Origin of the sequence: Paenibacillus tundrae, from assembly GCF_036884255.1 — a bacterium.
GTDB lineage: Bacteria > Bacillota > Bacilli > Paenibacillales > Paenibacillaceae > Paenibacillus.
In genome coordinates this window covers 181,571-196,332 of the sequence record NZ_CP145605.1, presented here as the reverse complement: position 1 = coordinate 196,332, position 14,762 = coordinate 181,571, and the positions used below count along the sequence as shown (strand labels likewise).

General features: G+C 44.4%; 13 protein-coding genes and 1 tRNA gene. 3 read left to right on the top strand and 11 right to left on the bottom strand.

Translation table 11 applies throughout. From position 1 onward, the window contains the following. Position 1 precedes the first annotated feature (1 nt). From tpiA to V6W81_RS00920, 4 genes are all read right to left on the bottom strand, one after another. Positions 2 to 754, bottom strand: a complete 753-nt coding sequence (gene tpiA, locus V6W81_RS00935; protein ID WP_338541264.1) for a triose-phosphate isomerase — start codon at positions 752 to 754, stop codon at positions 2 to 4. 33 nt (positions 755 to 787) lie between these two features. Further along, positions 788 to 1,969, bottom strand: coding sequence for a phosphoglycerate kinase (locus V6W81_RS00930; RefSeq protein ID WP_145051980.1), 1,182 nt, complete (start codon positions 1,967 to 1,969; stop codon positions 788 to 790). 147 nt (positions 1,970 to 2,116) lie between these two features. Then, positions 2,117 to 3,124 (bottom strand): type I glyceraldehyde-3-phosphate dehydrogenase, encoded by a 1,008-nt coding sequence (gap, locus tag V6W81_RS00925; RefSeq protein ID WP_056695277.1) that lies wholly within the window; start codon positions 3,122 to 3,124, stop codon positions 2,117 to 2,119. Between the two features lie 110 nt (positions 3,125 to 3,234). Continuing rightward, complete coding sequence (locus V6W81_RS00920; protein WP_128099853.1) at positions 3,235 to 4,260, bottom strand: sugar-binding transcriptional regulator; 1,026 nt, start codon at positions 4,258 to 4,260, stop codon at positions 3,235 to 3,237. 482 nt (positions 4,261 to 4,742) lie between these two features. Here V6W81_RS00920 and V6W81_RS00915 point away from each other — a divergent pair. Both V6W81_RS00915 and clpP read left to right on the top strand, forming a co-directional pair. Beyond that, positions 4,743 to 4,817: transfer RNA gene (locus V6W81_RS00915), tRNA-Arg, on the top strand. 179 nt (positions 4,818 to 4,996) lie between these two features. Continuing rightward, positions 4,997 to 5,593 carry an ATP-dependent Clp endopeptidase proteolytic subunit ClpP gene (gene clpP / locus V6W81_RS00910; protein ID WP_145051974.1) on the top strand — a complete coding sequence of 199 codons (597 nt, stop codon included), beginning with the start codon at positions 4,997 to 4,999 and terminating at the stop codon, positions 5,591 to 5,593. Positions 5,594 to 5,792: 199 nt separating this feature from the next. Here the strand turns inward: clpP and V6W81_RS00905 are convergent, their stop codons facing one another. Next, positions 5,793 to 6,890: a PdaC/SigV domain-containing protein gene (locus V6W81_RS00905; protein ID WP_338541263.1), complete on the bottom strand. Its 1,098-nt coding sequence runs from the start codon at positions 6,888 to 6,890 to the stop codon at positions 5,793 to 5,795. Between the two features lie 345 nt (positions 6,891 to 7,235). On the opposite strand from V6W81_RS00905, the gene V6W81_RS00900 reads away from it, so the two are divergent. After that, positions 7,236 to 9,170 (top strand): hypothetical protein, encoded by a 1,935-nt coding sequence (locus tag V6W81_RS00900; protein WP_338541262.1) that lies wholly within the window; start codon positions 7,236 to 7,238, stop codon positions 9,168 to 9,170. A gap of 212 nt (positions 9,171 to 9,382) precedes the next feature. Here the strand turns inward: V6W81_RS00900 and V6W81_RS00895 are convergent, their stop codons facing one another. The 6 genes from V6W81_RS00895 to V6W81_RS00870 form a co-directional block, all read right to left on the bottom strand. Next, positions 9,383 to 10,135: an SIMPL domain-containing protein gene (locus tag V6W81_RS00895; RefSeq protein WP_145051965.1), complete on the bottom strand. Its 753-nt coding sequence runs from the start codon at positions 10,133 to 10,135 to the stop codon at positions 9,383 to 9,385. 145 nt (positions 10,136 to 10,280) lie between these two features. Continuing rightward, positions 10,281 to 10,550 carry an HPr family phosphocarrier protein gene (locus V6W81_RS00890; protein ID WP_056695263.1) on the bottom strand — a complete coding sequence of 90 codons (270 nt, stop codon included), beginning with the start codon at positions 10,548 to 10,550 and terminating at the stop codon, positions 10,281 to 10,283. 257 nt (positions 10,551 to 10,807) lie between these two features. After that, on the bottom strand, positions 10,808 to 11,746 hold the full coding sequence (gene whiA, locus V6W81_RS00885) for a DNA-binding protein WhiA (RefSeq protein ID WP_145051962.1): 939 nt from the start codon (positions 11,744 to 11,746) through the stop codon (positions 10,808 to 10,810). A gap of 6 nt (positions 11,747 to 11,752) precedes the next feature. Next, positions 11,753 to 12,739, bottom strand: a complete 987-nt coding sequence (locus V6W81_RS00880; protein ID WP_056695259.1) for a gluconeogenesis factor YvcK family protein — start codon at positions 12,737 to 12,739, stop codon at positions 11,753 to 11,755. A gap of 13 nt (positions 12,740 to 12,752) precedes the next feature. Further along, the gene (gene rapZ, locus V6W81_RS00875; protein ID WP_056695257.1) at positions 12,753 to 13,652 is read right to left on the bottom strand and encodes an RNase adapter RapZ; all 900 of its coding nucleotides are present in this window, start codon (positions 13,650 to 13,652) and stop codon (positions 12,753 to 12,755) included. A gap of 50 nt (positions 13,653 to 13,702) precedes the next feature. Further along, complete coding sequence (locus tag V6W81_RS00870) at positions 13,703 to 14,653, bottom strand: ROK family glucokinase (RefSeq protein ID WP_145051959.1); 951 nt, start codon at positions 14,651 to 14,653, stop codon at positions 13,703 to 13,705. Positions 14,654 to 14,762 lie beyond the last annotated feature (109 nt).

The following is a 14,762-nucleotide window of genomic DNA, read 5'->3' as shown; positions in this document are numbered from 1 at the left end:
CTTACTTCGCCCCCTCAACAAGCGCGATGAACGAAGCTGGCTGCAAGCTAGCACCGCCAACAAGTGCGCCGTCGATGTCGCTTTGTCCGAGGTATTCAGTTACGTTCTCAGGTTTAACGCTGCCGCCGTATTGAATACGAACTGCATCAGCAACCTGCTCATTGTACAAATCTTTCACCAATGTACGGATGTAAGCAATAACTTCATTCGCATCTTGGGAAGTGGAAGATTTGCCTGTTCCAATCGCCCAGATTGGCTCATAAGCAATAACAACTTGTGCTGCTTGCTCTGCGGACAGACCTTCAAAAGCAGCTACCGTTTGCACTTTGCATACGTCTTTAGTTTTGTCAGCTTCACGCTCTTCAAGTGTTTCACCGAGGCAGAAGATTGGAGTCAATCCATGACGGAATGCAGCATGCAGTTTTTTATTGACAGTCTCATCGGTTTCCGCAAAATATTGGCGGCGCTCTGAGTGACCAATGATTACATACTCCACACCCAGGTCTTTCAGCATAACGCCGCTGATTTCACCTGTGAATGCACCATTATCTTCAAAGTGAAGATTTTGGGCACCAATTTTGATGTTTGTGCCTTTAACTGCTTCTACCAGTGTTGGGAGATTCGTAAAAGGTGCGCAGATTACAGTTTCCACGCCTTCCACTTCCGCTTTTCCTTTAACTTCCTGAATGAAGTCATTGGATTCGGAAACAGTTTTGAACATTTTCCAGTTACCTGCGATAATCGGTGTTCTCATGGTTTTCAACTCCTTCATGCTATAGCTTAAAACTTATTTGTCGTTCAATGCAACTACGCCTGGAAGTACTTTGCCTTCCATGAATTCGAGCGATGCACCGCCACCTGTGGAGATGTGATCCATTTTGTCAGCCAATTTGAACTTCTCTGCTGCTGCTGCGGAGTCGCCGCCACCAATTACAGTGTAAGCTTCTGTCTCAGCGCAAGCTTGTGCTACTGCACGTGTACCGTGGGAGAATGGCTCGATTTCGAATACGCCCATAGGTCCGTTCCATACAACGAGTTTGGAGTTTTTAACAACGTCAGCATAGATCTCACGTGTTTTAGGACCGATGTCGATACCTTCCCAATCTGCTGGAATGTCGCCAACTTCAACGATCTTCGTGTTTGCATTCGCACTGAAATCATCGGAAATTACGATATCCACTGGCAGGTAGAAGTTCTTGCCCAATTTCTTCGCTTTTTCGATGAAGCCCAGAGCAACATCCAATTTGGACTCATCCAACAGGGATTGACCTACTTCATGACCTTGAGCCTTCATGAACGTGTAGGACAGACCTCCACCGATGATTACGTTGTCTGCAATGTTCAACAGGTTGTCGATTACATCGATTTTGTCTTTAACTTTGGAACCACCGATGATTGCTGTGAAAGGACGCTCAGGATTGGAGATTGCTTTACCCAATACTTCAAGCTCTTTTTCCATCAACAAACCAGATACAGCTGGCAGCAAGTGAGCGATACCTTCTGTCGAAGCATGTGCTCTGTGTGCCGCACCAAACGCGTCGTTAACGAAAACATCAGCCAGTTCAGCAAATTGTTTTGCCAGTTCTGGATCGTTTTTCTCTTCGCCAGCGTGGAAACGAACGTTCTCAAGCAACAATACGTCGCCATTGTTCAGTTCAGCGATTTGAGCTTTAACTGTTTCCCCAACGGAATCGTCAGCTTTAACAACTGTTTTACCAAGCAATTCAGACAAACGCTCAGCAGCTGGAGTCAAACGCAAGGATTCAACCACTTCGCCGTTAGGACGACCCATGTGGCTTGCCAAAATGACTTTAGCACCTTTTTCGATCAAGAAGTTGATCGTAGGCAGCGTTGCACGAATACGCTTGTCATCTGTAATTTTACCATCTTCGAGCGGCACATTAAAATCTACACGTACAAAAGCCCGTTTTCCTGTCAATTCGATATCACGTACACTCTTTTTGTTCATCTGTATTTCCTCCGCACCCATGTATTTTGTGGACCAATGAAGAGCGAAAAACCCTTGTCAATCCTGGTGTTTTTGAGAAATTTGCAAAAGGTTGATATATAAAGAGCGGAAACAATACTCTGTTTCCGCTCTATGTTATTGCAGATATTACTTAATCATTTTTGCAAAGTGCTCCAAAGTGCGAACCAATTGTGCAGTGTAAGACATTTCATTGTCATACCAAGCTACAGTTTTAACCAATTGTTGGTCGCCAACAGTCAGAACTTTAGTTTGAGTTGCATCAAACAGGGATCCGAAAGTGATACCTTGGATATCGGAAGATACGATTTCGTCTTCAGTGTATCCGAAAGTTTGTGGATCGGAAGCTTCTTTCATTACTGCGTTAACTTCTTCAGCAGTAACTTTTTTACCCAATACAGTTACAAGCTCAGTCAGGGAACCAGTAGCTACTGGTACACGTTGAGCTGCACCGTCCAATTTACCTTGCAGTTCAGGGATAACCAAACCGATTGCTTTAGCAGCACCAGTTGTGTTAGGGATGATGTTTTCAGCCGCTGCGCGAGCACGACGGAAGTCACCTTTAGGGTGTGGAGCATCCAACGTGTTTTGGTCGCCAGTGTAAGCGTGAATTGTAGTCATCAAACCTTGAACGATTCCGAATTTGTCTTGCAACGTTTTTGCCATAGGTGCCAGGCAGTTCGTTGTGCAAGATGCGCCGGAGATTACAGTTTCAGTACCGTCGAGGATTTCATGGTTTACGTTGTAAACGATGGTTTTCATGTCGCCAGTAGCTGGTGCGGAGATAACAACTTTCTTAGCTCCACCTTTCAAGTGTTTCTCAGCAGCTTCTTTAGTTGTGAAGAAACCAGTACATTCCAGAACGATATCTACACCGAGGTCTCCCCAAGGAAGTTCTTCTGGGTTGCGGTTAGCCAATACTTTAACTTCTTTGCCGTTCACTTTGAAGAAGCCATCATGTACTTCAACATCGCCATCGAAGCGACCTTGAGTTGTATCATATTTAAGCAAATGAGCCAGCATTTTAGCATCAGTCAAGTCGTTGATTGCTACAACTTCAATGCCCTCTACATTTTGAATACGACGGAATGCCAAACGACCAATACGTCCAAAACCGTTAATACCTACTTTAATCATGAGTAAGTTCCTCCCAAGTTTTGATTGATTTTTTTATGAAGCTATATATTCAAGACAGACCGTGAAGTCCGTCAAGACAACAAATTTGAAATGTTCTAGAAAATAAATTCTTATTCCAGTTCGGCTACGATGACTTTGGCAGCAGCCTCATCAATAATCAATATATCTTCCTGACCGAATCTAAGCACGGAGTGAATGGCAGCTGCTTTGCTCTTGCCACCCGCAATCCCGATCACTACATCGGTTCGTTCGATATCTTGAAGTCGCATACCGAGTGTAAGCATGGTATGAACCACGTTACCCTGATCATTAAAGTAATAACCGAATGATTCCGATACGGCTCCTTGCTCTTGAAGCTCTTCCACGATCTCTGTCGCAAGTTTACGTCGCCGTGCCATCTCCACGGCATCACCGATTCCGTGAATAACGATGCGCGATTGTCTAATCAGCTGCAGAATCTCCTGGACACCCGGATCTTGAACAAGGGATTCATAGGCATGGTCACTAAGCAAATCCGGTACATGCAGGAGTTTGTATTGTGCTCCTACCCGTTTTGCCATCGTGGATGCGATCGTATTGGCCTGAATTTCGAGGCTCTCTCCTAGTCCACCGCGTGCAGGGACGAACCAGACACCCTTGAGTGGTGTTGGCGGATTAAGCTGCTCTGCAACTTCAGCCGTTGTTGAACCGCCAGTTACGGCAACAACGTCGTTATCATTCATAATATTGCCGAGAGCCTTTGCTCCGGCCTTGCCCAGTTCCCGTTTGGCAAATGGAGATACGTCCGAATCGCCAGGAACAACGACTACCTTTTGCAGACCGTAGGCTTGCTTGATGCGCTCTTCCAGTTCGGATAATCCGAACAGCTCTTTGGCGACAGGCTCTAACTGCTGCAGCAAATCATGACCTGCCTCGCTGATCTTCATTCCTGTACTGTCAATTTCGATAAGTCCCTGAGCCTTTAATAGATCGGTCTCAGCCCTCAGAACCCGCTCGGTCATCTGCATGGAATTAGCTAACGTTCTTCGTCCAATCACATCCGATAACATGATCTGGTGTAGAATCGTATACCTCTTCTTCAAGACATCCATGAGATCAGGCAGAAGCTGCTTTTGCACTTCTAAAATCTTTCGCATGCTTTCCACTCCCGCAAGCTTCTCGTTCCAAGCTCTCTTTCATGGCCTCAAAATGTCCCGGGTTAACTTTTTAAGTCCCACGTCTATTCTACCTAAAACTGACGCGACATGCAAGTGTTTCAAACGCCCCATTTCATAACGTTCCTCTAAGCTTGTACGCGCTTATTTTCACAATCTTGAGCTTCTCGTAGGTGCTGAATCTGTTTCACACTATATATAGAAGAAAGTCTACATTCTTATCTACATATGGCTCCTTCTCCACCTTGCTCAACATGTGCAAAACCTCTTATAGCATGTACTTAAATGCATTCTTTATCCACTTATCTTCATCATGATCATTTTCGTTACATTCCAAACTACGAGGCTGATCATTTGCTTGCATTTCGACCACGCTTAAGATATAATCATTAATGCTGTCACATATTTGAAGCTCATTGATGTGCAAGCATCCGTGCTACGAAAGAGTAGCCAACAATTCATGTGCGCCCGTGGTCCAATGGATATGACGTAGGCCTCCGAAGCCTGAGATCCAAGTTCGATTCTTGGCGGGCGCGCCATTCTTATTTCGTAGTACATAACCCTTTTAACCAATGAAACCGGAAAGGTTTCTTTTTTTTCAAAGTTAGTTTGACTTTCTTTGACTTTTTGTTTGGAATTGTTTATGATGTGGGTAATACGGTAACAGTTTAAATATAAACACCAATTTAACATTTACATTTCCGAGGAGGTTTTTCACGTGAGTTATATTCCAATGGTCGTTGAACAGAGCAACCGCGGTGAGCGGGCCTATGACATCTATTCCAGATTGCTGAAGGATCGTATCATCTTCCTTGGCAGCGACGTGAATGACGTTGTGGCGAATGCCATTATGGCACAGATGTTATTTTTGGCTGCAGAAGATCCAGAGAAAGACATTCACTTATACATCAACAGCCCAGGCGGATCCATCACAGCCGGTATGGCCATTTACGATACAATGCAATTCATCAAACCGGATGTATCTACCATCTGTGTAGGTATGGCAGCTTCTATGGGCGCTTTCTTGCTCAATGCAGGCGCTAAAGGTAAACGTTTTGCATTGCCTAACAGTGAGATCATGATTCACCAACCACTTGGTGGAGCACAAGGTCAAGCTACAGACATCGAAATCCGTGCTCGTCGCATTCTGAAAATGCGTGACACATTGAACCGCATCATCTCCGAGCGCACAGGTCAACCACTGGAGCGTATCGAGAAAGATACAGATCGTGACTACTTCATGAGTGCTGCTGAAGCTGCCGATTACGGTATCATTGATAAAGTTATCGAAAGAGTAGGTTCACAAGGCGTATAATTGCAGAACTCACCTATAAAGTCATGAGTTGAAGTCTTCTTGGCTTCTAATTATGAACTAGTAAAATCCCACCATTCTATGAATGGTGGGATTTTTTTGTGGTTTTATGATGATCGCAATTGCAACTGCGTGTCGTTTAAACTTCTGTTCTATACGTGATAAATCCGAAATTATTGAACATATAATAACGATCCTATTCTTACTTTTCAGCTGTTACTCCACTGAATGGCGCTGCACCTTTAGGAAGCACTTCTTTGTACGTGAATGGGAACTCTGGGAATCCTTCAGCATATGCCGTGTACTCATACAGTTGGAAGAACACGACAATACCGGTTGGCGTAACGTAGAAGTCCTGATCTTTGTTCAGACCAGTATATCCGTCCAGATAACCACCACGTGCTTTAAGCTGTGTACCTACTTTTTTGCCAAGAGATTCACGCATGGATGTATTGTTCTGTAACACATCATTCAGCGTCAGTTCCTTGCCGGATTCTAGATCAAATGTGTGTCCTGAACGGGTCGTCATGCCATGAGCTCCCGCGTAGTCCTCATAGCGTTGTGTAATGAGTCCCAGCACGCCATTTTCGTTATATGTCACAACGTATGTGCTCTCAAAAGCATATGGGCGATCCGCAGTAGCAGCCCCATTCTCAGAAACCTGCTTCTTGAAGCCTGCTACAAATGCATCAGTCTCATCCTTCAGCACCTTGTTGATTGCCGCTTCAGCTTTGTCATTGCCAAGTCCACTTACTTGTGGATATTGAATATCCACCTCAGCATTTTTCACATTCGCTTTCACTGTAGCTGCTTTTACCGTTACATTGTTCTGCTTCACCTTGCTAAGTGTTAACGTCTTCGCTTGCCCATTCCAGCTTCCCTGAACACCCAGGTAATCTCTCATCGCTGAGAAAGGAATGTATAACCGCCCTTGAATCAGCTTCGCCTCAACGCCCGGATAGTAGTTATTCACTCTAAGCATTGGTGATCCATCAGCTAGACTAATTCTCATCTTATTGTTAGCCGCGGTCAGCGTATACTCTTTGTTCTTCGCATCATAGGTTAGTGTTCCACCTGCAACATCTTTGACCGCAGTTAGAGATACCCATGTAGATCCACCCTGCAGAAGTCCTTTTTGAGTCATCGTTTTACCTGCCGATTTCAGTGTTACTTCCGTCGGAGACGTTACTTTAGTTGAGACCGAAGCCGCTTGAACCGAACTTTCTTGCCACCCTGCTCCACTACCTACAATAATTCCAGCTGCCAGCAACGCACTTGTCCATTTCTTCCATGATGTCATATATAAAAACTCCTCTCTAAATTCGCACTAAGGGTTCATTGCGTATGTATGTTGAACGAAAATGTCTCATACGCTCACCTCTTTATTATAATTAACCCATTTGAGGAAAGGTTTACAGCTCCAGTTACAATCTTGACGATTAACTTGAAATAAATTGCACCGAAAATGACCGTTTTGTCACGAACATATATACAAAAAAGATACCAAATGAACGATAAACAGCGTTCAACCCATCCGATAATTCATTAAACAACAGCAGTAAACTCACCGATATTATGAATTAGGGTTAACCCACACACATCTTGATAAAAAGACAATATGAGAAGAGGAAAGAGGAAACGTCGCATGATTATTAGGAAATGTATTGCCCTGTTGTTGATCTGTTCCCTATTGCTCACAATTCATCCCGAGACTGGACATTCAGCAGCAGCTACAGAAGGTAGCAAGGAAAAAGTAAGACACCGCACAACCTACATATTTGATGAAAGACAACAGCAAGTCACTGTACGAACAACGGTAATTAGCTATGACACAGGTATGAAAAAGGTTAAGGAGTATGATTTCACTGACTCATCGTTGCAGCCCTCTTCATATCGGTTCACATCGACTAACGGATTCAACCAACAAGACGGTGTTGTCGTAGACACCCCACAAGGTTTGAAGGCTTATACATTAGCCTACCTGAACACAGGTGCCGTCATTTATGAATATGACTATGCCTCCATTAAGCTTCGCAAAATCACAGAGATCAAATCCAACAAATGGCTCAAACTTTGGGCCAAACAAGGGCTGTACTCCGTAAGATCGGATAACGGTGATACCCAGTACTATTCCCTTGTAGATAACAAGCGAGTTTTATCCAATGGCAGCATTATTACGAGCCAAGATGTGACAGATACTAAATTCAGTACAAATCGTTCAACTTCGTCCACACCTCTTGGTGTATACTGCCCTGACGCAAAATTCACCAGTTGCTTTACCCTCTTATTTGGCGGATTAAAGGGTAGCCCCGTGAAAGTAACCAAAAATGACATTGTGTACGACACCAAACAACCCGTCTCCAGTAAGACGTTTATGGCAGGAGACACAAAAATTAAGTGGACTAGCACTTATAAAGAACAGACCTACCGTGCGGTTGTAGAGGGGAATCGCGGCGGAAAAACGACCTCACTTTTTAAAGGCGAAGTCAGAGATATAAAAACATTCGTCTCACCTAATCTTAAGTATTTGGTACTGATCGCTGATCCCTCGGTAGGAATTAAGAAAACCAAGGCAAGCAAAGTGCTTGTATATGATCTCAAAACATTGAAGCAGGTTCGATCCTACGAAAGCTTGTACCGGGCGAGAGTGGAAAAAATACAATGGGTCTCAGATGATTTGTATGTCATCGATTATTATTTCTCTAACCCACAGGCATACCCACCTTCCTTCTACTATATTCCGGAAGGAAAACACTTTAAGATTGAGTACAGTCAATATAGAGATTGGGTAAATTATTGGGACTCCTTCTCTTATGAAGGCATGTTCTTTTTAACACTACCTGTAGCAATCACCTCTGGTGAAGGCGTGCTTCGTTATAATGGACAACCTACGTTCTACATGAATGGCTTATATTATGTTCCTTTAGAGGAGTTCACGAATGCCTTCCATATTAAATATGAAATTCAAGGGGGAGACTTGTTATTTGTGCGGAATAGCAGAACCAGTAAGCTAGCCGTGAGTCAAAGCAAGCAACAGGTTGTCGGGGGTAAGGTTTATCTTCCACTGGGGCAATGGAACAAGGATCTTGGACTTAAAGTATCTATTGCAAGCAAACATGTCATGAATACCGAGCTACAATTCAGTGATGAGGAACGTAAAACGGCTGCTGCTATGGCACCTGTACCACTCCCTCATCGAGCAACTGTGGAAGAGGTGAAGCAGGTAGCCGGGGAATCTGTTTCTTTTGTAGGTACTCAACCTTATGAGATGAGCAATCCTGATCGCGCTGTATTTCGTAATATAGAAGTTGTGTTAAATCACAATCGCACGTTACGAATTCGGATGCAGAATTATAAAAATAATGGAGAAATGCTTCATGTGAAGATATTAAGCAACGATTACAGCAAAGTGTTAATGGATATTCCCGTGGATATGCGCAATAGATACGAGGCGACATCCACCGCTATACCAACCGATGTATTGGAAAACGGAGTAGCAACCATCGCCATTCCTTACAATCCAGAGTTGTATCTTGCATATAAGCTACAACTACCGGTCTTTGACCCTAATCGATTCTAAGCTATTAGCAATTCACTTAAAATTTTACGATGAACGCAAATAAATCTTGAATTTCGCCCACTTGCAACATACAACCCATTAAGCTATTAAGCTGTTTCATGGGCAGAACAATGTAGACTCCTCTGCAATATTAAAATAAAGAAAAGCGACCACCTGCTTCAGAGCAGGTGGTCTCTTGTTTATACAAAATACCTAAATATGAACAACGTATCTTATTTCATCTCATATGTGATGTTCAGTGTTGTACTTACTTTAACCTGACCGGTTTCAATTTCAGTACCCGCTGCGGTATCCGTAGCTTTGGACATCAAACTCTCCGATGCATAGAATACAGGCACATTAGCATCAGGCTGGCTCACAGATAATACTGCACCCAACTGACGTTTAACCGCCTTCGCAATCGCTCCAGCTTTTACATCCGCGTTAGCTACAGCCTTCTCAATCACTTGAGATTCATAGTTCTCTGGATTCTCTACAGTAAACCGTACATTTTCAATGTTATTCGCGCCAGCTTGGGAAGCTGCATCCAACAACTCACCGATTTTATCCATCTCACGATAGGTTACTGTCAAAGTGTGATGAGCTGTGTACCCTTTTACTTGCTGTCCATCTTTTTCACTGTATGTGTAGTTGGGTTGCACATAGAATTGGCTTGTTTGAATGTCATTTTCACTAATTTTCCACGTGTTCTTCAGCAAATTAGTTACTTTTTGGATTTTGGCTGCGTTTGCTTTTTGAGCTGATGCTGCTGTTTCCGCTGTACTATTTACCCCGATGGATAGATAAGCGATGTCCGGTTTCACTTGAATTTCACCTTTACCAACAACATTGATTACATTCTGCTGTACGCCTTGAACCTCAGCAGCATATGCATAATTCCCTGGAGTAACCCAAGCTGTTCCTCCAACCAATAATGTACTTGCCACCAGTACCGCACCAAGCGGTCTCATCCATTGTTTACCCATGACCGTAGCCTCCTTGTAGTTAACATCTCAAATTCAAAGTGATTTGATACCTTAACAGACGGAGCAAATTCCAAAATGTTGCATTGCTTGACCCTGAAACGCAAAAAAGCCCCTTTCGGGACTTCTTCATTCGTTCAGTCATATCTTATTGGTTTTCAAGCTCTTCTTTGCTAACCAGACTAACTAAAGCGTTTACAGCCTGTTCGGCGTCCGCGCCTTCAGCACTAATATGGATTTCCGTACCTGTACTGATTGCAAGACTCATGATCCCCATGATACTTTTTGCATTTACTTTCTTGTCGTCCTTCTCGACGAACACTTCAGATGAGTACTTATTCGCCTCTTGAACGAACAGTGCCGCAGGTCTGGCATGGAGACCCGTTTTCAAACGGACAACTACCGGGTGCTTTGTCATAGAAACTTACCCCCTATTATGAAATCTAGACATTAAATACACAATTATATTTATATAACATTATACCATTAACCCGTGCAGGACACTAGAAGAAAAAAACCAGTCAGGTATGAACTCCCAATCAAGGACATTATATTGACACGGAATCACACTTCAGGACGCCAATCCCGCTTCTCTGCACATGAGTTAATGTTGCCCAACAACGGTTTATAATACGAATAAAATTAACCTAAGTAAGAGCTCCGGCCTCTAACAGCCTATCCCATCCGTTCATTACGAACCTTCTCGGCTAGCTCATCAATTTTACGCAAACGATGGTTTACCCCAGATTTGCTGACCGTCCCCTTCAACAACTCGCCAACTTCCTTCAAGTTAATATCAGGATGGGCAAGTCGGACTTCAGCCACTTCACGCAGCTTCTCAGGTAAGGACTCTAGGCCAACTTCCTTTTGCAAAAGCTTGATGTTATCGATCTGTCTTACAGCAGCTCCAATGGTTTTGTTCAGGTTCGCCGTCTCACAGTTGACGATCCGATTCACGGAATTCCGCATATCGCGCATAATGCGAACATCTTCAAACTTAAACAAAGCTTGGTGTGCACCAATGATGCTGAGCAGCTCAATAATCTTTTCGCCTTCCTTGATGTATAGGATGAATCCTTTTTTGCGTTCTATACACCGGGCATTAAGATGAAATTCATTCGCTAGATCAACCAAGGCTTGGCAATGCTCCTCATACATAGATGCAATCTCCAGATGGTAGGAGGAACCCTCAGGGTTATTCACCGAGCCACCAGCCATGAAGGCACCGCGAAGATAAGCTCGTTTACAACAGTTTTTCCGAAGCAGCTCCTGATTAATTCCTGGTGTGAACAGAAAGCCCTCGGATACGATGTACAATTCCTTTAAAATCTCTTGTACCATGGTCGGAATACGAACAATATACACATTGTTCTTTTTCAGCCGCATTTTTTTGCGGACAAGCAATTCCGTATGCACTTGAAAATGCTTTTTAAGCAGAGAGTATGCCCGTCTAGCAATAGCGGCATTCTCCGTCGAAATATCTAAGATCACTTTTTTATTCGATAACTGCACCGCACCAAGCATACGGATGAGGGCTGAAAGTTCCGCCTTTTCGCAGCACGGTTCACTCTCAATCATCGTTAATTCTTTTTTGGTCTGTGCTGCAAACGACATGGGACTTCACCTCTTCCGTAACATCCAATTTTGTACAAGTTGATAGATGTGATGGCTGAGCTTGTCGGCATCATGACGAAGATAGGTACGGAATAGCACCAACGTATCTGCGACAACCTGATATCCAGAACTTTTCAGCACATTCATATCTAATACTACTGGTTTTGCTCCTTTTTCTGCATATCTATTCTGAACTTGCAGCGGAATTTCACCATTATTAACGATGACATAGTCAAAGAGCTGATGACCTATATGCTCATGAATCGCTTTGAGATGGTCACTCACGGTATAGTCATCGGTTTCTCCTGGCTGTGTCATAACATTGCATATAAACATTTTAACTGCGTCAGCCTCAACGACAGCTTCAGCTAATTTGGGTACAAGCAGATTCGGCAGAATACTCGTATACAGACTACCTGGCCCAATCAATATCGCATCCGCTTGACGAATAGCCTCTACAGCCTCTGGCAACGGCTCCACGTGATCCGGTTCAAGAAAAACACGTTTAATGCGCCCACCTGCTTCAGGGATTTTGGACTCGCCTGTAACAATCGATCCATCCTCCATCTCAGCATGTAGCACAACTGCCTGACCCGCTGCGGGAAGCACCTCACCCCGAACAGCAAACACGCGGCTAAGTTCCCGCACTGCGGTTACGAAGTCGCCTGATATATCTGTCATTGCCGCCAAAATTAAATTCCCCAAGCTGTGGCCTGCAAGCCCCGCGCCTGTGTTGAAACGATAACTCAGCATATCCGAAAGCAGTGGCTCTACGTCAGCTAGCGCCGTAAGTACGTTACGGATGTCGCCCGGAGGCGGCATATGCAGCTCACTGCGCAGAATGCCTGAACTCCCACCGTCATCAGCAACCGTGACGATGGCCGTGATGTCTAGCGGCTTTTCTTTTAAACCGCGCAGCATCACGGATAATCCGGTTCCCCCGCCCATGACTACAATTCTCGGACGTTCTCTTCGTGGTCCGGCTTCTTTCATCCCTTCACCCTCTTCAATGACGATCCCGGTCAGCGTCGCGATGGCTTACGGTAACAGCTTCAGTCTCGCTGCTTCCCAACATTTTGCCCAAATATTCCGATATTGCTACCGAACGATGCTTGCCTCCGGTACAACCGATTCCAATAATAACCTGGCTCTTGCCTTCCTTCCGGTACTGCGGAATCAGGAAATGCAGCATATCCAGCAACTTTGTCAGAAAGGACTGTGTCTCTGGCCATTTCATGACGTATTCATATACGTCGCTGTTCTGTCCTGTATTTGGACGCAGATGGTCAATATAATGCGGGTTCGGTAAAAAACGAACATCAAATACCAGATCAGCATCAATCGGTATTCCGTATTTAAATCCAAATGACGTTATATTTACAGATAACATATGGCTCTCTAAATGAGAAAAACGGGATATAATCCGTTCCTTCAATTGAGCCGGTTTCATCGTGCTGGTATTGAGTACCTGGGTTGCAGAGTTTTTAAGCTCCTCCAGCATTTTGCGCTCAAGTCGGATACCGTCCAGCGGCATGCCTTCCGGAGCTAAAGGATGTCTACGTCTGCTTTCTTTATACCTCTGCACAAGGACGGAATCTGTAGCATCCAGGAATAAAATTTCACAATGGATGGTAAAATGATCTTTAATGTAGTTCAACGACTCGGACAACGCTGTGAAAAATTCACGCCCTCTCAAGTCAATAACGAGAGCGACCTTGCCAATCTTACCATTGGATTGCTCAATCAATTCTGCGAATTTTGGAATCAGCACCGGTGGTAAATTATCTACACAGAAGAAGCCAAGATCCTCCAAGCTCTGAACTGCAATGGTCTTTCCCGCCCCGGACATACCCGTAATGATAATGAGCGTGGCGCCTGTGTTCGGTGAAACTTCACCTTCAAGCATATATGTCCCCTCCTTATCATATTGCTGTCGGTTTATATTGTTACAGTGGACTAGGAACGCAAGAGAAGACCTGCCGCACCAACAATACCTGCGTCATTGCCAAGTGTAGCTTCCAGAATTTTAACGCCGCCCTGCAGCGGTTCTGGGGTTAATTGAGCAAATACTGTACGAATCTCGTCAAACAGGAAATCACCTGCTTTGGATACGCCGCCCCCAATAATGAACACTTCCGGATTAATAACAGCCGCTACTGTAGCCATCGATTTACCCAGGTAGAATGCAGCACGATTAACGATCCGCAGCGCTACTTCATCACCCGCTTTAGCAGCATCGAATACTTCCTTCGCAGCGATCCGATCAACAAGAGCAAGCGAAGTATGATCCCCACGCTCGACAGCATCCTTCGCCATACGGATAATACCCGTTGCAGACGATACCGTCTCTAAACATCCCATTTTGCCACAACCGCATTTAATGGCTTCCAGATCAGGTACAACATTAATATGTCCCAGTTCACCCGCCATACCGGAGAATCCTTGATATATTCTGCCGTTCAAGATCAAGCCGCCGCCAACGCCTGTACCCAGCGTGTAACATACACAGTTATCTACACCTTTGCCGGCACCCGCCCAAGCTTCGCCAAGCGCCGCAACATTGGCATCATTATCTATTTTGACTGGCTTACCTAGACGTTCTTCCAGAATCGAACGAATAGGTACATTCCGAAATCCAATGTTAGGGGCAAGGACGATAATTCCCTCACGTACATTCGTGAACCCGGCAACTCCAGCACCGACACCTTCAAGCTGTTCCCAGCTATACGGCGACTCGGCAACGATATGACGGACATACTTCTCGATGTTGGCGATAACCGTATCTACGCCCTTATCCACTTCTGTCGGTCCTTCATACGTATGCTTAAGTTGACCTTGATCATCGCATATACCGACCTTAATTGCTGTTCCGCCGAGATCGACCCCAACGTAGATTTTCTCAGACATGCTGCAAGCCACCTTTATCTATCTAAAATAGTTTAATCCTACGTACCAACTATAATTGAAGGATACGCCTGGGTCAAGGACGATAAGACCTTTGCTATCTCCAGTCCTG

Coding starts and splice junctions, on each gene's coding strand:
- V6W81_RS00895 (WP_145051965.1), bottom strand. CDS start 10,135: ATGGGTAAACAATGGATGAGACCGCTTGGTGCGGTACTGGTGGCAAGT.
- V6W81_RS00870 (WP_145051959.1), bottom strand. CDS start 14,653: ATGTCTGAGAAAATCTACGTTGGGGTCGATCTCGGCGGAACAGCAATT.
- rapZ (WP_056695257.1), bottom strand. CDS start 13,652: ATGCTTGAAGGTGAAGTTTCACCGAACACAGGCGCCACGCTCATTATC.
- V6W81_RS00900 (WP_338541262.1), top strand. CDS start 7,236: ATGATTATTAGGAAATGTATTGCCCTGTTGTTGATCTGTTCCCTATTG.
- tpiA (WP_338541264.1), bottom strand. CDS start 754: ATGAGAACACCGATTATCGCAGGTAACTGGAAAATGTTCAAAACTGTT.
- gap (WP_056695277.1), bottom strand. CDS start 3,124: ATGATTAAAGTAGGTATTAACGGTTTTGGACGTATTGGTCGTTTGGCA.
- V6W81_RS00880 (WP_056695259.1), bottom strand. CDS start 12,739: ATGAAAGAAGCCGGACCACGAAGAGAACGTCCGAGAATTGTAGTCATG.
- V6W81_RS00905 (WP_338541263.1), bottom strand. CDS start 6,890: ATGACATCATGGAAGAAATGGACAAGTGCGTTGCTGGCAGCTGGAATT.
- V6W81_RS00890 (WP_056695263.1), bottom strand. CDS start 10,550: ATGACAAAGCACCCGGTAGTTGTCCGTTTGAAAACGGGTCTCCATGCC.
- V6W81_RS00920 (WP_128099853.1), bottom strand. CDS start 4,260: ATGCGAAAGATTTTAGAAGTGCAAAAGCAGCTTCTGCCTGATCTCATG.
- V6W81_RS00930 (WP_145051980.1), bottom strand. CDS start 1,969: ATGAACAAAAAGAGTGTACGTGATATCGAATTGACAGGAAAACGGGCT.
- whiA (WP_145051962.1), bottom strand. CDS start 11,746: ATGTCGTTTGCAGCACAGACCAAAAAAGAATTAACGATGATTGAGAGT.